At 67.5% G+C, this 20,609-nt stretch carries 23 protein-coding genes and 2 pseudogenes; 18 read left to right on the top strand and 7 right to left on the bottom strand.

What is annotated here, in order from left to right; genetic code table 11:
• Positions 1 to 29: 29 nt before the first annotated feature.
• On the top strand, positions 30 to 2,231 hold the full coding sequence (locus MKL09_RS21020) for an ATP-dependent RecD-like DNA helicase (RefSeq protein WP_244023354.1): 2,202 nt from the start codon (positions 30 to 32) through the stop codon (positions 2,229 to 2,231).
• Between the two features lie 270 nt (positions 2,232 to 2,501).
• Here the strand turns inward: MKL09_RS21020 and MKL09_RS21015 are convergent, their stop codons facing one another.
• A complete protein-coding gene (locus MKL09_RS21015; RefSeq protein ID WP_244023352.1) occupies positions 2,502 to 3,386 on the bottom strand; it encodes a LysR family transcriptional regulator in 885 nt (294 codons plus the stop codon).
• 236 nt (positions 3,387 to 3,622) lie between these two features.
• Here MKL09_RS21015 and MKL09_RS21010 point away from each other — a divergent pair, with 236 nt between their 5' ends.
• The 10 genes from MKL09_RS21010 to MKL09_RS20965 are packed head-to-tail and all read left to right on the top strand — an operon-like array spanning position 3,623 to position 12,331.
• Positions 3,623 to 4,612 (top strand): ABC transporter substrate-binding protein, encoded by a 990-nt coding sequence (locus MKL09_RS21010; protein ID WP_244023350.1) that lies wholly within the window; start codon positions 3,623 to 3,625, stop codon positions 4,610 to 4,612.
• Positions 4,612 to 5,661 carry an ABC transporter ATP-binding protein gene (locus tag MKL09_RS21005; RefSeq protein WP_147907921.1) on the top strand — a complete coding sequence of 350 codons (1,050 nt, stop codon included), beginning with the start codon at positions 4,612 to 4,614 and terminating at the stop codon, positions 5,659 to 5,661. The genes MKL09_RS21010 and MKL09_RS21005 overlap by 1 nt, the downstream gene beginning before the upstream one ends.
• The gene (locus MKL09_RS21000; protein WP_147907920.1) at positions 5,658 to 6,554 is read left to right on the top strand and encodes an ABC transporter permease; all 897 of its coding nucleotides are present in this window, start codon (positions 5,658 to 5,660) and stop codon (positions 6,552 to 6,554) included. Before MKL09_RS21005 ends, MKL09_RS21000 begins: the two co-directional genes overlap by 4 nt.
• Complete coding sequence (locus MKL09_RS20995; RefSeq protein WP_243954549.1) at positions 6,551 to 7,351, top strand: ABC transporter permease; 801 nt, start codon at positions 6,551 to 6,553, stop codon at positions 7,349 to 7,351. The genes MKL09_RS21000 and MKL09_RS20995 overlap by 4 nt, the downstream gene beginning before the upstream one ends.
• The gene (locus MKL09_RS20990; protein WP_244023348.1) at positions 7,348 to 8,493 is read left to right on the top strand and encodes an NAD(P)/FAD-dependent oxidoreductase; all 1,146 of its coding nucleotides are present in this window, start codon (positions 7,348 to 7,350) and stop codon (positions 8,491 to 8,493) included. The genes MKL09_RS20995 and MKL09_RS20990 overlap by 4 nt, the downstream gene beginning before the upstream one ends.
• Positions 8,474 to 8,806, top strand: a complete 333-nt coding sequence (locus MKL09_RS20985; RefSeq protein WP_243954545.1) for a (2Fe-2S)-binding protein — start codon at positions 8,474 to 8,476, stop codon at positions 8,804 to 8,806. The genes MKL09_RS20990 and MKL09_RS20985 overlap by 20 nt, the downstream gene beginning before the upstream one ends.
• Positions 8,803 to 10,176 carry an NAD(P)/FAD-dependent oxidoreductase gene (locus tag MKL09_RS20980; protein WP_244023346.1) on the top strand — a complete coding sequence of 458 codons (1,374 nt, stop codon included), beginning with the start codon at positions 8,803 to 8,805 and terminating at the stop codon, positions 10,174 to 10,176. Before MKL09_RS20985 ends, MKL09_RS20980 begins: the two co-directional genes overlap by 4 nt.
• Positions 10,173 to 10,799 carry a hypothetical protein gene (locus tag MKL09_RS20975; RefSeq protein ID WP_244023343.1) on the top strand — a complete coding sequence of 209 codons (627 nt, stop codon included), beginning with the start codon at positions 10,173 to 10,175 and terminating at the stop codon, positions 10,797 to 10,799. Before MKL09_RS20980 ends, MKL09_RS20975 begins: the two co-directional genes overlap by 4 nt.
• A complete protein-coding gene (locus MKL09_RS20970) occupies positions 10,796 to 11,956 on the top strand; it encodes an NAD(P)/FAD-dependent oxidoreductase (protein ID WP_244023341.1) in 1,161 nt (386 codons plus the stop codon). Before MKL09_RS20975 ends, MKL09_RS20970 begins: the two co-directional genes overlap by 4 nt.
• Positions 11,957 to 11,986: 30 nt before the next feature.
• A complete protein-coding gene (locus tag MKL09_RS20965; protein WP_243961113.1) occupies positions 11,987 to 12,331 on the top strand; it encodes a RidA family protein in 345 nt (114 codons plus the stop codon).
• A gap of 202 nt (positions 12,332 to 12,533) precedes the next feature.
• On the opposite strand, the gene MKL09_RS20960 is transcribed toward MKL09_RS20965, so the two are convergent.
• Positions 12,534 to 13,832 (bottom strand): MFS transporter, encoded by a 1,299-nt coding sequence (locus tag MKL09_RS20960; RefSeq protein ID WP_244023339.1) that lies wholly within the window; start codon positions 13,830 to 13,832, stop codon positions 12,534 to 12,536.
• Positions 13,833 to 13,919: 87 nt separating this feature from the next.
• On the bottom strand, positions 13,920 to 15,512 hold the full coding sequence (locus MKL09_RS20955) for a gamma-glutamyltransferase family protein (protein WP_244023431.1): 1,593 nt from the start codon (positions 15,510 to 15,512) through the stop codon (positions 13,920 to 13,922).
• 151 nt (positions 15,513 to 15,663) lie between these two features.
• On the opposite strand from MKL09_RS20955, the pseudogene MKL09_RS20950 reads away from it, so the two are divergent.
• A pseudogene (locus tag MKL09_RS20950) lies at positions 15,664 to 15,975 on the top strand (allophanate hydrolase); the annotation flags it as partial.
• Positions 15,976 to 16,082: 107 nt separating this feature from the next.
• Here the strand turns inward: MKL09_RS20950 and MKL09_RS20945 are convergent.
• The 4 genes from MKL09_RS20945 to MKL09_RS32075 form a co-directional block, all read right to left on the bottom strand.
• Entirely contained in the window at positions 16,083 to 16,358 is a 276-nt protein-coding gene (locus MKL09_RS20945) for a GNAT family N-acetyltransferase (RefSeq protein ID WP_244023337.1), read from the bottom strand.
• Positions 16,359 to 16,446: 88 nt separating this feature from the next.
• Positions 16,447 to 16,680, bottom strand: a complete 234-nt coding sequence (locus tag MKL09_RS20940) for a hypothetical protein (protein WP_244023335.1) — start codon at positions 16,678 to 16,680, stop codon at positions 16,447 to 16,449.
• A gap of 2 nt (positions 16,681 to 16,682) precedes the next feature.
• Positions 16,683 to 17,792: a hypothetical protein gene (locus tag MKL09_RS20935; RefSeq protein WP_244023333.1), complete on the bottom strand. Its 1,110-nt coding sequence runs from the start codon at positions 17,790 to 17,792 to the stop codon at positions 16,683 to 16,685.
• A gap of 11 nt (positions 17,793 to 17,803) precedes the next feature.
• Positions 17,804 to 17,935, bottom strand: a complete 132-nt coding sequence (locus MKL09_RS32075) for a hypothetical protein (RefSeq protein ID WP_279606030.1) — start codon at positions 17,933 to 17,935, stop codon at positions 17,804 to 17,806.
• A 315-nt stretch (positions 17,936 to 18,250) separates the two neighbouring features.
• On the opposite strand from MKL09_RS32075, the gene MKL09_RS20930 reads away from it, so the two are divergent.
• The 6 genes and pseudogenes from MKL09_RS20930 to MKL09_RS20905 all read left to right on the top strand — a co-directional run.
• Positions 18,251 to 18,445 (top strand): ribbon-helix-helix domain-containing protein, encoded by a 195-nt coding sequence (locus tag MKL09_RS20930; RefSeq protein ID WP_244023331.1) that lies wholly within the window; start codon positions 18,251 to 18,253, stop codon positions 18,443 to 18,445.
• Positions 18,442 to 18,774, top strand: a complete 333-nt coding sequence (locus MKL09_RS20925; protein ID WP_244023329.1) for a hypothetical protein — start codon at positions 18,442 to 18,444, stop codon at positions 18,772 to 18,774. Before MKL09_RS20930 ends, MKL09_RS20925 begins: the two co-directional genes overlap by 4 nt.
• A gap of 142 nt (positions 18,775 to 18,916) precedes the next feature.
• Positions 18,917 to 19,441: a hypothetical protein gene (locus tag MKL09_RS20920; RefSeq protein WP_244023327.1), complete on the top strand. Its 525-nt coding sequence runs from the start codon at positions 18,917 to 18,919 to the stop codon at positions 19,439 to 19,441.
• A 38-nt stretch (positions 19,442 to 19,479) separates the two neighbouring features.
• Positions 19,480 to 19,743: a hypothetical protein gene (locus tag MKL09_RS20915; RefSeq protein ID WP_244023325.1), complete on the top strand. Its 264-nt coding sequence runs from the start codon at positions 19,480 to 19,482 to the stop codon at positions 19,741 to 19,743.
• A 256-nt stretch (positions 19,744 to 19,999) separates the two neighbouring features.
• Positions 20,000 to 20,209 (top strand): cold-shock protein, encoded by a 210-nt coding sequence (locus MKL09_RS20910; RefSeq protein WP_244023323.1) that lies wholly within the window; start codon positions 20,000 to 20,002, stop codon positions 20,207 to 20,209.
• A 210-nt stretch (positions 20,210 to 20,419) separates the two neighbouring features.
• Positions 20,420 to 20,609: pseudogene (locus MKL09_RS20905) on the top strand (SOS response-associated peptidase); the annotation flags it as partial.

Below are 20,609 nucleotides of genomic sequence, written 5' to 3'. Positions count from 1 at the left end.
CGTCAGCGAACGGTGCCTGGACGTATCCCATGACTGAGAGAGGGCGACCGCGGCAGTTTGAACGCGGTCAGCCCGTCGAGGCGCTGGCAGGCACCATCGAGCGCGTCACCTTCCACAGCCCTGAGACCGGCTTCTGCGTGCTCAAGGTCCAGGCTCGGGGCAAGCGCGACCTCGTCCCGGTGATCGGGCATGCCCCCGCCATCGCGGCTGGGGAGTGGATCACCGCCACCGGCATCTGGCACACGGATCGCCAGCACGGCGTGCAGTTCAAGGCCGACACCCTCAAGGTCACGCCACCCACCGGGGTGGAGGGCATCGAGAAATACCTCGCCTCCGGCCACATGCGCGGCATCGGTCCGGCCATGGCCAAGCGCATCGTCGCGGCGTTCGGCGAGGGCACGTTTGAGATCATTGAGGCCGAGCCGCAGCGACTGCCCGAGGTCGCCGGCATCGGCCCGAAGCGCGCCGCTCGCATCATCGCCGGCTGGGCCGAGCAGAAGGCGGTGCGCGAGATCATGCTGTTCCTGCACGCCCACGGCGTCGGCACAGCGCGGGCGGTGCGGATCTTCAAGACCTACGGCCACGACGCCATCGCGGTGATGACCGAGGACCCGTACCGGCTAGCCAAGGACATCCGCGGCATCGGCTTCAAGACCGCCGACGCCATCGCGATGAAGCTCGGGCTGACCCCGGAGGCGCCGCAGCGGCTGCGCGCGGGCATCTCGTTTGCCCTGCAGACGGCGACCGACGGCGGACACTGTGCGCTACCTGTGGCGGAGCTGATCAAGCTCGCGGGCGAACTGCTCGGCGTCGAAGCGGCACTGATCCGCTCGGCGCTGCTCGACGTGCTGGAGACCGGCGAGGTCGTGCAGGACATCCTCGGCGACAAGGCGTGCATCTTCCTGGCTGGGCTGCACGCCGCCGAGCGGATGATCGCCGAGCGGCTGCTCCGCCGAACGAAGGGTACACCGCCCTGGCCCGAGATTGACCTCGCCCGGGCTCTGCCCTGGGTCGAGGACAAGACCGGCAAGACGCTCTCGCCCTCGCAAGGGGAAGCCGTGCGGCGGGTGCTCGGCGCCAAGCTCGCGGTGATCACCGGCGGTCCGGGCGTGGGCAAGACCTCGACCCTCGACACGATCCTGCGGATCCTGCGGGCGAAGGGCGTGCAGGTGCTGCTTGCCGCCCCGACCGGCCGGGCGGCCAAGCGCATGACCGAGCAGACCGGGCTCGAGGCCAAGACGATCCACCGTCTACTCGAGATTGACCCGAAGCACGGCGGTTTCTCGCGCAACGAGGACAACCCGCTCGCCTGCGACCTGCTGGTGATCGACGAGACCTCGATGGTCGACGTGCCGCTGATGAACGCCCTGACCAAGGCGGTGCCGGAGCACGCCGCGCTGCTCCTCGTCGGCGATGTTGACCAGCTGCCCTCGGTCGGCCCCGGCCAGGTCTTGGCCGATGTCATCGCCTCGGGGGCTATCCCGGTGGCCCGGCTGACCGAAGTGTTCCGGCAGGCGGCCGAGAGCCGGATCGTGGTGAACGCGCACCGGATCAACGCCGGCAAGATGCCCGAGCCAGCTGCTCGGGGCGCGGACAGCGATTTCCACCTGATCGAGATCGACGAGCCCGAGCCGGCGGTGGCGACGCTGATCGAGGTGGTGACCAGACGCATCCCGGCGCGCTTCGGCCTCGATCCGGTCCGGGACGTGCAGGTGCTCACCCCGATGCAGCGCGGCGTGCTCGGCGCGCGCAACCTCAACCACGAACTTCAAGCGGTGCTGAACCCGAACCCCGCCATCTCGGTGGAGCGGTTCGGCTGGTGCTTCTCACCCGGCGACCGAGTGATGGAGAGCCAGAACGACTACGACCGGGAGGTGTTCAACGGCGATCTCGGAACCGTCGCCCGCATCGACGAGGGCGAGGGCGCGGTGATCGTCGATTTCGACGGCCGCGAGGTGGTCTACCCATACGGTGAACTCGACACGCTGGTCCCGGCCTACGCCACGACCATCCACAAGTCGCAGGGCTCGGAGTACCCGGCGGTGGTGATCCCGCTGGCCATGCAGCACTGGACGATGCTGGCGCGGAACCTCCTGTACACGGGCGTGACGCGCGGCAAGCGGTTGGTCGTGCTGCTCGGGCAGCGCAAGGCGCTGGGCATCGCGGTCCGCGGCGGCAACACACGGCCGCGGTGGACCAAACTGCGCCAGTGGCTAGCGCGTGAAGCTTGATGTTCGTGGGGACTGAGGCGAGAGGTTTGGAAGAGACAATCGTCCCGAAACAAGGGTGCCATAGGAGCGGACAGAGTCCCTGCCGACGCAATGTGGACGCGTAATAGCAAGCTGCGGAATAACTGCCCAATCTGTCCAATTTCATGCTACAAAACTACTAAGATTTGTTGTAATGTGAAATCGAGCGGCCGCTTTTTATATGATAAAATAATTGAATTTGCTGTTTTAATAGCCCATGCAACAAAAATTAGCAGCGCATTAAGTGAAAGATCAGTTATCTAAGTCGCTGCGGACCAGTTTAAGGAAGGACAGGGCGGCAGCTGATAGCGGGCGCCCAGGGCTTCCCAGTACAGTGACCGAGAACGTCACAGTCGGCTGCAATCTCCGCACGACAACCTGTCCCTTTAGGGCCCTCACAGTGACAGCCTCCGCTACAGCGAAGCCGAGGCCAGCGGCGACCATGGCACAGGCGGCTGCCGCGTTCTGCGTCTCCGCGACAAGGCGAGGCACGACACCGTTGACAGTGAAGAGTTCGTCGACCTGATCGCGGAGGCGGTACTGCCGACCGAGTGAGATGTAGGGTTCGTCATGCAGCTCAGAAAGCGGGATCGCCTTGTTCCGCGTGAGGCGATGCCCGGGTGGCAGGACAACAAGTCCAGGTAGGTCGATCGGCGGTGCTGCGACGAGGGCGCTTCGGCCGACCGGCAGGGCAAACCCGAGGTCGGCATTGCCGGCCTGCACCAAATCATGGACCTCACGCGAACTCGCCACCACGAGCGATATCCGCACCGGCTGCACCTCCCGGGCGAACTTAGCTAGCAGCCGCGGAATGAGCGACAGACCCATCAGTGGCATGGCGGCGACGCGCAACTCTCCGCTTCCGACTCCCCGCATATCGTCGATGGTGCGATCCAGGTGGTCGGCGGCCGCAAACAGGGTCGCGACGTCGCCCTCCAGCTTCACGGCTTCCGGCGTCGGCTGAAGGTGGCGGCGCGAGCGATCGAAGAGCGGCAATCCGGTCTCGTCCTCCAGGCCGCGCAGCAGCTTCGTGACGGCCGGCTGTGAGAGGAACATCCGCTGCGCCGCACGGCTGACCGAGCCGCTCTGCATGACTGCGCGGAATGCTTCCAGCTGGCGAAGCCGGCTCGGGGTCATCCAAAATCCTGCAACTCGCTACTGAAAGGAATGAAACGACAAAAATTATGAATTTGCGTCCCTCGTCAAGAGATCGCACGCTGTAAAGCATTCGGGGCTGGAAATTCGCGGAGATGCTCAGGCCGGAATCGACGTGCTCGTTTTATGCCCATGAATAGCTTTCCGATTGCTCACGGAGGCAAGCAATGTTGCGGTCGACACTAGGTCTCTTTACTGCGACGGCCACCGTGCTCAGCATGGCGGCCTCCTCGGCCGCGGCCGAACAGCGCCTGACTGTTGCCGGCTACGGTGGCAGCTATGAGCAGGTCATGCGCTCCAGCGTGATCCCGGCTTTCGAACGTGAGAACAATGTCCGGATCGACTACCTGACCGGCAACTCGTCCGACAATCTCGCCCGCATGCAGGCGCAGCGCGGCAATCAGACCATCGGCGTCGCCGTGCTGGACGACGGTCCGATGGTCCAGGCGGCCGGGCTCGGCCTCTGCCGCCCGCTGCCGGAGACCACCCGGGACGCCGTGTACCCGATCGCCCGCCTTGCGAGCGATCAGGCCGTCGGCACCGGCTTCGGCTTCACCGGCATCGCCTACAACAAGGATGTCTTCGCGCAGAAGAACCTACCGGTCCCAACGTCTTGGATGGACCTCGCCCGGCCTGAATACCGGCAGCACATAGCCATCCCGGGCATCGACAATACGTACGGCGTCCACACCCTGGCGATGGTCTCGCGCATCAACGGCGGCAGCGATTCCGACATTGCGCCGGGCCTCAAAGTGCTGCGCCAGCAGATCAACCCGAACGTCCTCGCCTACGAGAGCAGCCCGGGCAAGATGAGCGAGATGTTCCAGTCCGGCGAGATCTGGCTCGCAGTCTGGGGCTCCTCGCGGGTCGCAGCGATGCAGCAGGCGGGTTTCCCCCTGGCCATCGTGCGGCCGAAGGAGGGATCCGTAGTCCTGATGACCGCAGGATGCGCCGTCACCGGCAGCCCGGAGCCCGCCCTGGCCGACAAGTTCCTGGCCTATATGATCTCGCCGGCCGTGCAACTGGCCTTTGCCACCCAGTACGGCGCCGGACCGACCAACCCGGCCACCAAACTGCCCCCCGAGGTCGCCAACCGGGTGATCTACGGTGAGGATCAGGTGAAGAGCCTCATCGGGCTCGATTGGGATGTGGTGAACCGCAACCGCGCTGACTGGACCCGCCGCTGGCAGCGCGAGGTCGAGCGCTGATGGCCGCCCCGCATTTCCTCACCCTCGACCGAATCGGCAAGGATTACGGGGCTTTCACGGCAATCCGTGAGGTCAGCTTCTCGGTAGCCCCGGGGGAGTTCCTTGGCCTGCTCGGCCCCTCCGGCTGCGGCAAGACCACCACGCTGCAGATGATAGCCGGTTTCGAGGCCCCGAGCCGCGGCCGCATCACGATGGATGGGCGCGATCTGACCACGGTGCCGGCGGCCAAGCGCGGCATCGGGCTGGTGTTCCAATCCTACGCCCTGTTCCCGCACATGACCGCGGCCGAGAACGTGGCGTTCGGCCTGGAGATGCGTCGGGTGTCGAAGGCGGAGCGCATAAAGCGCGTCGCTGAGGCGCTCGATTTGGTCCACCTTGCCCATCTCGCCGACCGCTTCCCGCGGCAGATGTCGGGCGGCCAGCAGCAGCGGGTCGCACTAGCGCGCGCCCTAGTAATCGAGCCACGCCTGCTTCTCCTCGACGAGCCGCTTTCGAACCTCGACGCGAAGCTGCGCGAGGAAATGCAGGTCGAGCTGCGCGAACTCCAGCGCAGGATCGGCGTCACCACGATCCTGGTCACGCACGACCAGTCGGAGGCGATGGCCCTGTGCGACCGCGTGGCGATCATGCAGGGCGGCCGCATTGTCCAGATCGATGCACCGTGGCGGGCCTACGACGTCCCAGCGGACGACTTCGTCGCCGACTTTCTGGGACGCAGCAACCGCCTGCCCGCCTGCGCGGGGGGCGGCCAGGCGGAAGCTGGGGGGCATCGCTTCGCACTGCCGCCGGACCTGGCCGATCGCCAGGGCGACATCCTGCTCACCATCCGGCCGGAGCGCCTGCGCATCGGCAATGATGGGGCCGCAGGGCTCGGCGGGCGGGTGCAGTCGCGCCTCTTCCTAGGGGGCTTCTGGCTCTACGCCGTCGAGACGGCGCTCGGGAGCTTCGCCGTGATGCTGCAGAACACCGGCTCCGTGCCGCACGACGAGGGTGCCCCGGTGACGCTAGACTGGGATGCCCACAGCCTGCGCCGGCTCGAACGCGCATGAACGGCCGGAGTAACCTGACCCCTGCGCTTCTCGCGGCGCCCTCCCTCGTCGTCTATGCCGGCGCGCTGCTGCTGCCGCTCGGTGGCGTGCTGCTCCTCAGCCTGCACGGGTTCGATTTCGAGAAGGGCATCCTGCCCGGCTGGGGCCTGGAGAATTACCGCGACCTGCTGACCGATAGCCTGTTCGCAGAATCGCTGCTGCGGACTCTGCGTATCGCACTCTGGACCACGGCGATCTGCCTGCTGGTTGGCGTGCCCGAAGCCTGGATCATCTACCGCATGGCTCCGCGCTGGCGCGGTGCGATGCTGCTGATCGTGGTCGGGCCGCTGCTCGTGTCGGTGGTCGTGCGCAATTTCGGCTGGATGGTGCTGCTCGGCACGACCGGGCTCGTGAACCAGGTACTGACGATCCTCGGTGTGCCAGGCGCGCCTTTCCGCCTGATGTTCACCGAACTCGCCGTGGTGATCGGCCTGGTGCACGTGATGGTGCCCTTGGTGGTTCTGTCCGTGTGGGCGAGTCTCGGTCGGCTCGATCCGGTGCTGGAGCGCGCGGCCTTCAGCCTTGGGGCGAGCCGTCTGACGGTGTTCCGCCGCGTCGTCCTCCCGAACGTCATGCCGGGCATCATGGCCGGTGCCTTGATGGTGTTCTGCCTGTCGGCCTCGGCTTTCGCGACCCCGGCCATGCTCGGGGGAAAGCGCCTCAAGGTCGTGTCGAGCATGACCTACAACGAGTTCCTGAACACGCTGAACTGGCCGCTCGGCGCTGCGCTCGCGACGCTGCTGATGGTGGCGATCCTCACCGCCACGCTGATCTGGACACGCTTCGTTGAGACGCGGGCCATGCGCCGCCTGGGCGAAGTCGCGGAAGGTGGCAAGGGAGGAAGCCGGGCATGAGCCGCAACGGTCCCCTGGCGCTGGCCTTCCACGCGCTGTTCCTCACCTTCATCCTGGCACCGCTGCTCGTGGTGATCGGCGTATCTTTCACCGGGGAGGGTTACCTCGCCCTGCCGCTCAACGGGCTCTCCCTGCGCTGGTGGCGCGCGATCGGCGACAACCCGCGCTTCCTGGAGAGCTTTTGGTTCAGCTTGCGCCTCGGCGTGACGGCCGCCACGCTATCCGCGCTGATCGCGGTGCCGGCAGCTCTGGCGATCGCCCGGTGGCGCTTCCCCGGCCGCGGGGCTCTGGTGGCGATCCTCGCCTCGCCGCTGATGATCCCGCACGTGGTGCTGGGCGTTGCGCTGCTGCGCTTCTTCTCCGGCTTTGGCCTCTCGGGCAGCTTCGCGGGCTTGGTCACCGCGCATGTCATCGTGATTACCCCCTACATGCTGCGCCTCGTCGGGGCCGGCCTGTCGGGTCTCGATCCGCGGATCGAGCGCGCCGCAGAGAGCCTCGGGGCCTCGCGCCTGACCGTGTTTCGTCGGGTGACCCTGCCGCTGATCGCCCCGGGCGTCGCGGGGGGCTGGATCCTGGCCTTCGTCACGAGCTTCGACGAGCTGACGGTTAGCCTGTTCCTGGCTTCCCCGTCCGCCAACCCGCTGCCCGTGCAGCTGTTCAACTACATCGACCAGATGACCGACCCGCTGGTCGCGTCCGTGTCGGCGGCCCTGATCCTCGGCACCGCCCTGGTCCTCCTGGTGCTCGATCGCTTCTACCCGATCGACCGCCTCCTCACCGGGGAGCGCCGCGCATGATCTCGGCAACACAGACGCTGCAGGGCGAGACGCGCGACGCCATCGTGGTCGGCGGCGGACTCGTGGGCGCAGCGATCGCGTACGGGCTGCAGCGGCAAGGCCTGTCCACGCTGATGCTGGACGAGGGCGACATCGCCCACCGGGCCAGCAGGGGCAATTTCGGGTTGATCTGGGTCCAGTCGAAGGGCCTGGGCGCACCCCATTACCAGCACTGGACCCATGGCTCGGCGCAGGCCTGGCCGGGACTCGCCGAGGATCTGTCCGAGGCTACCGGCATCGGCGTCGGCCTGCACCAGCCGGGCGGCCTGCATTTCTGTTTCTCGGACGCGGAGATGGCGCAGCGTGACGCGCTGATGGGGCAGCTCCGCAGAGAGGCCGGCAATGCCGGTTACGAATACCGCATGCTGAGTGTCGCGGAGCTACGCGACATGGTCCCGGGACTCGGGCCCAAGGTCGTGGGTGCCTCCTGGACCCCCTACGATGGGCATGCGAGCCCGCTGCATCTCCTGCGCGCGCTCCACGCGGCGTTCCAGCGGGCGGGCGGCCATTACCGGCCGAATGCCCGGGTCGAGGCCGTCACGGCGGCGCCCCACGATTTTTCCGTCAGCCTTGGCACGGCGATCGTGCGGGCGCCCCGGCTCGTGCTGGCCTCGGGGTTGGGCAACGCCGACCTTGCACCGCTCGTCGGCCTCGCCGCTCCGCTGCGCCCCGAGCGCGGCCAGATCCTCGTCACGGAACGCACCCGCGAAGTGCTCGCTCTGCCGACCCACGTCGTCCGCCAGACCGACGAGGGCTCGCTCCTCCTCGGAGACAGCAAGGAGGACATGGGCTTCGACACCCTGAGCCAGACCCCCGCGATCATGCGGGCCATCGCCCAACGGGCGGTGCAGACCTTCCCGTGGATCGCTGAACTGAACATCGTCCGGGCCTGGGCGGCCCTGCGGGTCATGTCGCCCGATGGGAAGCCGATCTACGACGAGTCCGAGCGCTGCCCCGGGGCGTTCCTGGCCAATTGCCATTCGGGCGTGACCCTGGCGGGGGCGCATGCGCACCTGCTCGCCCCGATGATCGCAGCCGGCGCGCTGGCGCCGGAGATGTCCCCCTTCAGCGCGAGACGGTTCGATGTTCAGAAGGCGGCCTGAAGCCCGCCCCGCCCCGCGGGACCGGCTGGTGGACGTGTACGTGGCCGGCGCGGTGGTCCGCGTCCCCGAGGGCGCTTCCGCCGCCGCCGCGGTGCTGCTCTCCGGCGCCCCGGCGATCCGCACGACGCCGGTAAGCGGAGCTCCGCGCCTGCCCTATTGCATGATCGGCATCTGCTTCGATTGTCTCGCTGAGATCGACGGCGTCGCCAACCGCCAGGCCTGCCTGGTCCCGGTGGCGCCGGGCATGCGCATCGAGCCGCAGCAGGGACCGCGCGCAGCCCGGCCCCACCATAATGCCCCGGAGGCCGCATGAGCTACGATCTCGCTATCGTGGGCGCCGGCCCAGCCGGCATGGCCGCCGCCATTGAGGCCACCGCGCTGGGGCTCTCGGTCACCGTGCTCGACGAGCAGGCTGCCCCGGGCGGGCAGGTGTTCCGCGCGGTGGAATCCGCCTCCGGCGACCCGGCCCTCGCGGGCGAGTTCCTGGACGCCGGCGGTGCGCTCACCGCGTCATTCCGGGGCGTCACGACGATCGCCTATAGGCCTTCCTCGACGCTGTGGCATCTCGCGCCCGACACAGGAGCGCTCTCGGTGAAAGCCGGTGGGGCTTCGTCGGAACTCGCGGCCCGGCGCGTGCTGCTGGCCACCGGCGCTCAGGAGCGACCGGTGCCGATCCCCGGCTGGACCCTCCCCGGCGTGATGAGCGCCGGCGCGGCCCAAATCCTGCTGAAAACCGCCGGCGCCGTCCCGCAGGGCGCCGTGGTGATCGCCGGCCAAGGACCTTTGTGCTGGCTGCTGGCGGTCCAGCTTCTGCGTGCCGGGGTCGGGCCGCTGACGCTGCTTGAGACCGGTGCCGGCGGCGCGCTCTGGGATGCGTTCCGCGCCGGCGGCCTTTGGACCGGCCGCCGGCTCCTCGGTAAGGGCGTTGCGCTCGTCCGGGAGGCTAAGCGACGCGGCCTTCAGGTCGTGCGGGGCGTACGCGACCTAAGGGCGGAGGGCGATGCGCACGTCCAGGCGGTGCACTGGCATGGAGGTTCGCTGCCTTGCGACACGCTGCTCCTGCACGAGGGCGTGATCCCGTCGACGCACATCACCCGGGCCCTCGGCCTTGACCACGATTGGGACGCGCGGCAGCTGTGCTGGCGGCCCCGCCTCGACCCCTGGGGCGCCACCAGTCACCCGAACGTGGCAGTCGCGGGCGATGGCGGCGGCATCGGTGGCTGGGAGGCGGCGGTTGCCAGCGGCCGGCTCGCGGCTATCGACGCGGCCCACCGCCTGGGGAAGCTCGATGCCGCGGCCCGTGATGCGCGCGCGGCGGCCCCACGCATTTCCCTGCGTTCCGCGCTGTCGCTGCGACCCTTCCTCGACCGGCTCTACGCCCCTGCACCGACTGTGCTGGCGCCCGCGGACGACACCATCGTGTGTCGCTGCGAGGAGATCACCGGCGGCCAGATCCGCGAGGCCGCGCGGCTCGGCGCCACGGGGCCAAACCAGGTCAAGGCGTTCCTGCGCGCTGGCATGGGCCCCTGCCAGGGCCGCATGTGCGGGACTGTGGTCGCCGGCCTGATCGCCGAAATCCGCGGGGCCTCGATGGAGGAGGTCGGCGCGCTCCGGCCGCGGGCGCCGTTCAAGCCGATGACCGTCGGCGAGCTGGCGCGGGAACCGCAGGACGCGGCCGCGTGAGCGCGCCCGTGGCGCTCCGGATCTGCGTGCTGGGCGGCGGTCCGGCTGGGAGGGCAGCCCTGGCCCGGCTGCCGGGGGCCGTGCTGATCGCGCGCCCGCAGGCGACTGGCTGGCATGCCGAGCCCGGGATCCTCTGGATCGAGAGCGCGGGCCGCGTCCGGCCGGAGCCCTTCGACCGCCTACTGGTCTGCGCCGACGAGCCCCTGCTGCTGGCAAGCCTCGGCTGCGCCTTCACGGAAGGCCACCTCGTCGCCGACGGGGCGGGACGCACCACCGTCCTGGGCATATCGGCCGCCGGCCGGGTGACTGGCGCGGACTCGGCGGACGCCGCGGCAAGGCAGGGGGCTGCCGCTGCCAAGGCGCTGATGGCGGGGTCTGCCGCAGCCCCGTTCCCGGCGTCGCTTCCGGAGTCTAGCGGAACGGCGTGGCTGGATCCGTTCGACCTCGCGGCGCTTCTGGAGCGTCCCGCCGATCCGGCCCGTGATGCGCGGTTGCGCGCGCACGGCATCCTTGCGGGTCCGGTCCGGCCGGCCCGGCCCGTCAGCCTCGCGGCGCTTGCGAGTTTCGTCGCGGAGGCGCCGGAGCCGCATCCGCCGCAGCTGGACGGTGGAGAGCTCGCATGAGGGAGTCTGACGTCCTCGTGGTCGGCGGCGGGCTTCACGGCCTCTCTGCCGCCCTGCATCTCGCCCTGCGCGGCATCCGGGTCCGCGTACTGGAAGCGCAGCAGGTCGGCGCGAACGCGTCAGGCTACTCAGCCGGCGGCGTGCGCACCTTGGGCCGCCACGTCGCCGAGGTGCCGCTCGCGCTGGAAGCCCTCGACCGATGGCATCGCATCACCACCCTGGTGGGCGAGACCTGCGGCTTCCGCAGCGTCGGGCAGGTGCGGGTGGCCGAGACCGAGGCCGAACTCGTTCGCCTCACCGAACGCGCGGCGCAGATGCGCGCGCTGGGCTTCCGTCACGAAGAGGTCGTGGATGCCACAACCCTGCGCGGCCTGCTGCCGGCCGTCGCCGGCCACGTGGTCGGCGGCCTGATCGCGCGGCGCGACGGCTACGCGGTTCCGCTCCGGACCACGCAGGCCTTCGGCCGCGCAGCGACAGCCGCCGAGGCGGAGATTCTTGAGGGCGTGCGCGTCTCCGACGCCGAGCGGCGGGACGGACGCTGGATCCTGAAGAGCCGGGACGCGGACACCTATGCAGCCCCGTATCTCGTCAATGCGGCCGGTGCCTGGGGCGGGCGCCTTGCCCGGGCGGTGGGCGAAGTGATCCCGCTCGGCTTCAACGCGTTCCAGATGCTCCTCACCGACAGTCTGCCGCCGTTCCTGACACCCGTGGTCGGCGCAGCCGGGCGGCCGCTCTCCTTCAAGCAATCCGAGAGCGGGCACGTCATGATCGGTGGCGGCCACAAGGGCCTGGCGGATCTAGACACCGGTCAGGTGCGCCTCGACGTCCCGCGTCTCGCCTATTCGGCCCGCACGGCTCTCGACCTGTTCCCGATCCTCCGCGACGCGCGCATCGTGCACGCCTGGGCCGGCATCGAGGGGGTCACGCCGGACGAATTGCCGGTGATCGGCCGCTCGGCGGTCGCGGACGGGCTCGTGCACGCCTTCTGCTTCTCCGGCCACGGCTTTGCCCTGGCACCGGTGATCGGCGACATCGTCGCCGACCTCCTCCTCGATGGACGAACCCGCTTCCCCATCGAGCCCTTCGCGCCCGACCGCTTCAGCCGGGCCGCCACCGGCTCAACCCCCCGGGGTGCCCTAATGCAGCCAGCCGGCTGAGCCCCGTTTCCACAGAAAGGACCACACCCCGTGATCGACCGTCATATCCGCACGCCCATCATGCACCGCGTCGTCGAGCACGCGGGGGTCCTCTATTTCGGCGGCATTGTCGCCGAGGATCGCTCGGTCTCGATGAAGGGGCAGACCGAGCAGGTGCTGGCGCGCATCGATGCCCTGCTGGCCGAGACCGGCAGCGACAAGAGCAAGGTCTTGACGGCTACGCTCTACATCACTGACATGAACCTGAAGGACGAGATGAATGCGGCCTGGACCGCATGGTTCGCACCCGAACTCCTGCCGAGCCGGTCGACCATCGGCGTCGCCGAGCTCGGCCCCAACGTCCTGATCGAAGCCGTGATCACGGCCGCGAAATAGCGGGTTCCCGGCTTCGCTCCCGTACGGCGATCGAGGCCGGGACATGCCGCGCTGGGGGGCCTTCCAGCCATCGGCGGGCTACGCGGTGGGGCGGCATCAGGGCAGACGCCGTCTCCTCATAGTTCGTCCGTCGTCCGGCAGCGGAATGGGCCGGCCCGTCAAACTCCGTTTCAGACGAGGGTCCAGAAGTTTCCGACTGCCATCAGCGCAACCCAAATTTCCGCCGGACCAGGACGATGCAAACTAGGCTGACGCTGGCCGCGAACATCAGGAAGAAGCTGGGGGCGAGCGCCGTGTGGGTCATCGCGATCAGGCTCTCGATCCAGAACGGCGCGAAGCCGCCGAACAGCGTCACGCCGACATTGTAGCTGATGTTCATGCCGGTGCTGCGCGTGCGTGTCGGGAATATCTCGGCCATGAGCGCCGGCAGGGCCGCGCTGTAGCTCGCCTTGAGAGCGCCGATCAGCGCGAGGACCGGCACGATGACGAGCAGCACCGGATAGCTGATCAGCAGCGCGAAGGCCGGAAACATCAGCACGAAGACACCAATCACCACCGCCCGCATGATCGGCGTCCGTCCGATGCTGTCCGACCAGTGCCCGACCAGCGGCGCAACCGTCATCAGCATGACGGCCCCGACGAACGAGGCGACGAAGCCGATCCAGGAGGGCAGGCCGAGCTGGTTGACCGCGTAGGTAGGCGTGTAGCTGATCATGTAGTTCAGCGCCGTGGAGGTCGCCACGAGCCCGGTCGCCAGCAGGATGTTCAGCCATTGCTGCACGAACAGGTCGCACATGGGCGAGTTGGTCGCCTCCTTCTCGGCGGTTGCCTCGAACTCGGGGGTCTCCTTGATGTTGCGCCGGATGTAGAGACCGACGGGACCGATCAGCAATCCGAACGCGAAGGGCAGGCGCCACCCCCATGAGGCGATCTGGTCCGCGCTCAGGGTGGCGCTCAGGATGACCCCGGACAGGGCCGCCATCACGCTGGCCACGCCCTGGCTGGCGAACTGGAAGCTCGCGAAGAACCCTTTCCGCGCGGGACCGTGCTCGACCATGAAGGCGGTCGAGGCGCCGAACTCGCCGCCGACGGAAAACCCTTGGATCAGCCGCGCGGCGAGCACGCCGATCGAGGCCAGGATTCCGATCGACTCGTAGGACGGCATCACCACCATCATGAAGGTGCCGACCATCATGAGCACGATCGACAGCATCAGCGCGGGCTTGCGGCCGACCCTGTCCGCGTAGAGGCCGAGCACGATCGCGCCCAGCGGACGCATCAGATAGGAGATGCCGAAGCTGCCGAGCGCGAGCAGCAGCGAGGTGGTCGGGTTGCTGGTCGGGAAGAACAGCTTCGAGATCGTGACCGCGAAATACAGGTACAGGGTCAGGTCGTAGAACTCGAGGGCGTTGCCGATCGAGGACGCGATCACCGCCTTGTACATCTGCGAGGAGCCGCGGGAGGGTGCTGTCGTCCTGACGGCCGCGACCGGTTCTGTCATGATGAGCTTGATCCTGGTACGCGGCGACACATCGTGCGGTCCGGCGCGCTGGCCGCCGAATCGTTATCCACTCCGGTGGCGAGCGCCCTAGAAGCCGCCGGCGTGGCCGTCCTTGCGAGGATCGGAGCCGCCCACGTAGCCGCCGTCGATCCGGCGCACGATTTGCGCGCCGCCGAAGCCGAAGGCGGAATCCGGCGGCTCGCGCACGAGGTCATGGCCCCGCGCCTCCAGCTCGCCTAGCACCGCGGCGGGGAAGGCGGTCTCGACCGCGACCTGCAATCCGGCGACATGGCGCCAGCGGGGCGCATCCACGACGGTCTGCGGGTCCTGCCCCCAGAGCTGGGTCCGCACGAGGACCTGCACGTGGCCCTGCGCCTGGATGGGGCCGCCCATGAAGCCGAAGGCCATCAGCGGCGCCCCGTCCTGCATGACGAAGCCCGGGATGATCGTGTTGAACGGGCGCTTTCGCGGGCCGACTTGGTTGGGATGGCCGTCGGCCAGGGTGAAGCCGTAGCCACGGTTCTGCAGGCTGATGCCGGTCTCCGGCACCACCACCCCGGAGCCGAAGCCCGAATAGTTCGACTGGATGTAGGAGACCATCATGCCGCCGGCATCGCCGGTGGCGAGGCACACGGTCCCGCCCTCGTTCGGCGCCCCGTGCCCGAAGACCTGCGCGCGTCGTCGGTCGATCAGGGCCGCCCGGGCGGCGAGATAGGCCGGATCGAGCAGGTGGTCGTGGGTGACCTTGGTCATGTAGCGCAGGTCGGCCGCGTAGGCGTAGACGTCCGCGAAGGCGAGTTTCATCGCCTCGATTTGGAGATGGAGCGCGTCCGGGCTGTCCGCGGGCAGGTCCGCGAGGCCGGTCGAGCGCAGGATCCCCAGCGCCATCAGGGCCGCGATGCCCTGCCCGCTCGGCGGGATCTCGTGCAAGCTCGCGCCGCCGAAATCCTGCCGGATGGTGCCGCACCAATCCGTGCTGTGCTCCGCCAGGTCACCCTCGTCGAGGGCGCCGCCAAGCTGGCGGGCGAAATCCGCGATCCGGTGCGCCAGCTCGCCCCGGTAGAAGGCCTCGCCCCGCGTCTCAGCGATCAGCCGGAGCGTGCGGGCATGGCCAGGGGCCCGGAACAGCTCGCCGGCGGCTGGCGTCCGCCCGTCAGGCATGAAGGTCGCCGCGAAGCCGGGCTGGGTCTTGAGCTCCGCCGCGCCGCGCCGCCACAGCTCGGCGATGACTGGCGAGACCAGGAAGCCCTCCTCCGCGTAGCCGATGGCCGGCTCGAACAGGCGCGCGAACGGCAATTGTCCGAAGCGCCGCGACAGCTCCACCCAGGCCGAGACCGCGCCGGGCACCGTGACGGTGTCCCAGCCGCGATGCGGAAACGCGCTGTGATGGGCGAAGCGCTCCGGCGTCCAGCCGGCCGGCGAGCGCCCGGAGGCATTGAGCCCGTGCAGCTGGCCCTCGTGCCAGAGGATGCAGAAGGCGTCCGACCCGATGCCGTTGCCGGTGGGCTCGACCACGGTCAGCGCGATGGCCGCCGCCAGCGCCGCGTCGAGGGCGTTTCCGCCCTGGTGCAGCATCATCAGCCCGGCCTGCGTGGCAAGCGGCTGCGAGGTGGCGACGAGATTGCGGGCGAAGACCGGCGAGCGCCGAGAGGCGTAGATCGCATCGTGTCGGTATTGCATCATCGTCCTCGTGAATGCGCCCGTCCCTTGGAACCTGACTTGGCAACTCTTGTACCTCTTACGCTGGTCCACGTTGTGTCGCGTTTCACGATTCACGGATGACCTTGCCCCCAATCACCTCGTCATCCTTATTCGAGGGTCAGCATGGATGGCCCATCCATTCGCCCGCCTAGCGTTCAGCCTCTACGCCCTGCCGGGCGGGCCGCTGCAGCGCCCGGGTCTACTCCGGGTGGCCGCGGACGAAGGCAGTTGCATCCAGACGGAGGTCTGGGCGCTGCCGCCCGCCGCCTTCGGCGATTTCGTGGCTGCCATCCCGACGCCCCTCGGCATCGGCACCCTGTGGCTCGCCGACGGAACAGCACCGAAGGGCTTTCTCGTCGAGGCGGCTGGCGTCGCAGGTGCGGTCGACATCACGCAATTCGGTGGCTGGCGCAGCTACGTGGCCGGTGCCGCCGCGGCCTAACAGACCTGCTGCTTCTATGAAGTCCATGGACACAAAGGATCGGCCACGCACCTTGCTATGCCAAGGCCGACGATCCTGATTGATCTGAATAGCCTGTCTTAGCTAACTCACGCGATAAGATCGCGGTGCGCGCAGTGCCTGTGCAGCCAAGTCCTGGCGTAGCCGCACAAGGGTACAATCCGCTCACCGCTTGCCCGGGCCTGAGCCACCACGCCTTCCATGAGCCGTCCAGCAGCTCCGGTGCCTCGCAAGGCAGGTGGTGCGTAGACGTAGCTGATGATGAGGCAGCCTGCTTCGCGCTGATAATCTGCGAACACAACTGCATCTCCGGCCCCCAGCTCGAAACGGCTTTGGTCGACGTTGTTGCGCACCAAGTCCGTCATGCTCTTCCCTCGCCTCACATCCAGCGGAGCGCGTTTTACCACCTCCAGCCGGATTGAAACGCCATAGCTGTCGTCGGTGTCCGGCCTATCACTCCATCTCCAGGCCACGATAATCGGCCTGGATTTGCATGCTGTGGAGATTGTTGGGCTGGAAACCCCTGTCGCCGGCTTGGGCGGCAGGCTCTCCGTCCCGATCATCTAACAGCGCAACGATCCGCTCCACGACATCGAGCGCGAGCTCCGCGAGTTGCTCGAACTCCTCTCGCGGAATGGTCTTGGCGGCTACGCGATGGCCACCCGGAAAGCGGACGACATTGCTCATGCTCAGCCCCAGGCCTTCACGGCTTCCATGAGGAGATCGCGATCCCGGATCGCCCCCTCGCATAAGATCTCTTCCTTGATGCGCAGGCTCATAGCGACGCTGCGCTCCCACTCATTCTGCGGTTCTCGCAGGCGCACCTCATCCGCTATTCGGTCTCGGATGAAGGCTGCACGCGTGCCCTCGGCGTCAGCCAGCGTGCCGGCTGGCGTATGGCCACGCACTCCCACTCGGTGATGATCGGTGCAGAAGGGAAGCTCTGAAACAGCCTGCCATTGATCTCTAACCGATGTGTAGACGTCCCAGAGATTGCCTAACTCCTGAATGCGGAGGCCGCTGAGATCGACCGCATAGGCGTGCGGCATCGCCCAGTCATTCTTGTCGTGGGCTTCAGCCGGGCGGGAGCCGGCCTGCCGCGCGGCGAACCGCTCGGCCGCGTCGAGGAGGATGGTGAGGGCTTCTTCCTGAAAGGTGTTGCCAACCTCGATGCCACCGTCCCGAAGGAACCCGCGTAGATGCGTGGCCAAAGCGCAAAGACCGGCTGGGGTCGTCGGTGTGATTGCGGCGAGCGCCTTGTACAGGTGGTCTGCGGTCTGGCAGGCCAACTCGGAGAGCTCCTCCGTCGGCTGTGAGTTGGCGGCGATGAAGGCCTTACGATGGGCAGCGATCGCCGATTGAATTGGATCAACAGGGTCCGATCGGCTCGTGGCGGCCAGGCTGTCGATGCCATCGCAGACTGCCTGAACGGTCGCGAATGGAACACCCTCGTCGAGCGAGTTCAGATCGAAGTTCGCGCGCAACACCTCCACCTGGCAGGCCAGATCATAGATCGTACGGATTGGCGCATTGATGATCGCTTGCTCGGCGTCGGAAATTACTGTGCTCAGTCGCAGGAAAGCCGCCTCAGGCAAGCCAGGCCGGTTCGCAGCTTCGAGTGCCGCACGCCAGCGGTCGCGCAGTTCAGAGATGGATGAGGCGGCGACTGGTTCTGCAGTCGCTTTCACCTTGGACGCACGCTTCAGGACACGGGCGACTGATGCCTCGACGTCGGCGGCGCGCTCGCGCAAGGACGTGCGCGGGCCAGCCGGTGCCTTTCTGGAGGGGGATTTGCTCATGGCTCCCTACCTCACGTGAGAGAAAGGTAGCCGTAGGCGAACACGCCCCCGGCGATGATGAGGGTAGCGGCCAGCGCCTCGCCAGCGAGATCCAGGAAACGCCAGGCCCGGACGTGCGCCGTGTCGGGGCGAACAGGAGCCACGGCCTCCCACGGCTCAATGGCACCAGGTATCGGCCCGTTCGGCAGGATTGGGGAACGGCGTTCGCTCGGAAGCTCACGGACTGTGCCGATCACGACTGGCCGCCGAATTGGGACGGGCTGGCTGAAGTCCGGGATGTCAGCGAAAGGCCGAGAAGGCGAGCGCAGGCGTTCACCGACGCGAGTCGGTGCTGTAGGATTACGGGTAGCCATGTGACGGTCTTTCCGGACGGCGTTGCAGGGTCAGGGCCGAGCAAGAGCACCACCTCTTGTTCGGCCCGGCAGTTTCTGACATTATCAACCTACGAGAGGTTGTCAATGTCAGAAACCGGTAAAAACAAAGGCGGCCGCCCTCGTATCGATGCCACCCCGATCACCGTGCGGGTGCCGCCCGGTCAGCTCGACAGCCTAGATGCATGGATCGCGGATCATCCAGAGCCCAAGCCCAGTCGGCCCGAAGCCATTCGAGAAGCAGTTTCGGAGCATCTGAAGGCGAAGGGCTACGTCAAATGAAGGGCTCTCACACTGAGCCCGACAAGCTGGTCGAGGTCGCTAGGCTCGCGACAGCGATCGCCGACCGCATTCTTGAGCAGCATGCCGCCGGGACGACGATTCCGCCGGAGCAGTTCATCATGATGGTCCGAGCCGCTCGGATGCTTCAGGACAATCAGGCTCCCTGGCCGCCGTCGGTGGAGCAAGTTTTGATGGAAGTCGCCAAGCGCGCCGAGCAAGCTGAAGAGACACCCGACGCTTCCCCGGCCGCGTCTGTCGGCGACGAGGTTGTGGGGCACCTGTCGGAGTTCCTCGGCGCCGTTAAGCGTCGCGTCGGGGCCAGCAGATGAACACGGCATCGCTCGCCGTCACCGACGGGCCCATCCGCCGGGGATATGTGCAGCACCGCGAGGATCTGGAGGGCGCAACTTGATACGCATAGCGACCGCATCCGCAGATCCACGTCCCGAAACCGAAGAAGTCGATCCACCGATGGCAAATGACGACACTCTCGCGAAGGCCCTGGCCAGCGTGAGGCAGCAGCGCGAGACCCTTGAGGTTGAGTACGAGCGAGTGAGCGGCGAGCTGACGAAGCTTCGCATGGCCGAGCGGTCGCTCGCATCGATCGTTGAAGGCACGTCGATGGACGAGCCGGTGGACGACCAGCCGAAGCGCCGCCGCGCGCCCGCGGAAGACGGTCAACCTCGTGCCACTCGTGGTCCCCGAGGCCCCCGGGCCAACTCTGCCAAGGGACGCTTGAAAGCGCTCCTGGAGGAAGCCGGGTCCGAGGGGCTGACGCACGCTGAAATCACCGAGCGCCTGACGGACGTGGCGGCCAACACCTTGGCCACGTACCTCAGCGTGATGTCGACGAGCGGCGAATTGGTGCGGAATGGCGACTTCTACCGGGCGGGCAACCCAGCCGCGGCTCCAGAGAACGATGATCCTGAAAACGAAGAGGCTGAGGGCGCGGAGTCTGATCCGGCGGACGATGAGCCTGCCCAGGCTGCAGAGTAGCGGAGCAGCACACGCCCAGCGATGCTGGGAGGGACGGGATGGAGGGCGAAGACCGCGAGTTCGAGCACTCCCCGCTGTCCGGAGCCTTCACCCGAGATGACATCGAGGTCGATGTCGAGATCTACCGCTTCGCCAGCAAGCAGGATCGCTGGCAGCTCGCGGTCGTCGCCCTCGGTGGCGGCTGCATTCAATGGACACAGACCTTCGCGACTGAGACAGAAGCCTACGCGGCGTTCCTTGCGATGGTCGAGGCAGACGGTCTGGACACGTTTACCCGCGCGCGGCTGGCCGGGCGACACTGAGGGGCCGAGGCCAAGCCTACCGACCGCTCCCGGGCGTCCCATAGCAAGGACCCCATTTTTTATTCGGGAATAGGGGTCCCTCCTTGGAAGAAGCCCTCATTCCCGCGCGCCCTAAAAAGCCCCTTTTCCGACGCGGTCTGGATCGACGCGGGGAGCCCGGGCGACTGCCGACTTTCCGAAACAGGCTGCCAGCGCTACCAATTCGCCCCTCCATGGCACGCCACGTTGGTGCGCTGGAGACGACTAGGATACCGCGATGGCTACCGGCACTGTGAAGTGGTTCAACGAGACCAAGGATTACGGCTTCGTCCAGCCCGACGACGGCGGCAAGGACGTGTTCGTGCACATCTCCGCCGTCGAGCGCGCAGGGATGCGCAACCTGATCGAGGGGCAGAAGATCTCCTACGACGTTGAGGCCGACCGGCGCAGCGGCAAGGAGAGCGCCGCCGACCTGCAGAGCGCCTAGAGCTTCCCGATCTGGGATAGTCTTTTGGCTAACCGTTGAGCCGAAGCTAACCCTCCTCTGCCACCTTGCGTCTGAGGCCGTGTTGCGTACTTGGCCCCTTCGCCGTGAGGAACGGCACGACGCCCCGCCAGCCCTGAAATTATGGGCGGCGGGGCAGCGATCGTCGCCTCGGGCCCCCAATCTCCACCGCGGCGTTGGCGAGCGAGCCGAATGTGCAACCTGTACAGCTTGGTCCGCGGGCAGTCTGAGATTGGCCGGGTGTTCGGCGTCGAACACGATGACACTGGCAACCTACCACCGCTGCCCGGTATCTTCCCGAACACCGCGGCACCTGTGATCCGCATGCGCGACGGTGACCGTGCCCTGTCGATGATGCGCTGGGGTATGCCGTCGCCTGCCT

This window comes from Methylobacterium sp. J-048 (assembly GCF_022829515.1).
GTDB lineage: Bacteria > Pseudomonadota > Alphaproteobacteria > Rhizobiales > Beijerinckiaceae > Methylobacterium.
The sequence above is the reverse complement of the archived record's forward strand: the minus strand, read 5'-3'. Positions and strand labels throughout refer to the sequence as shown.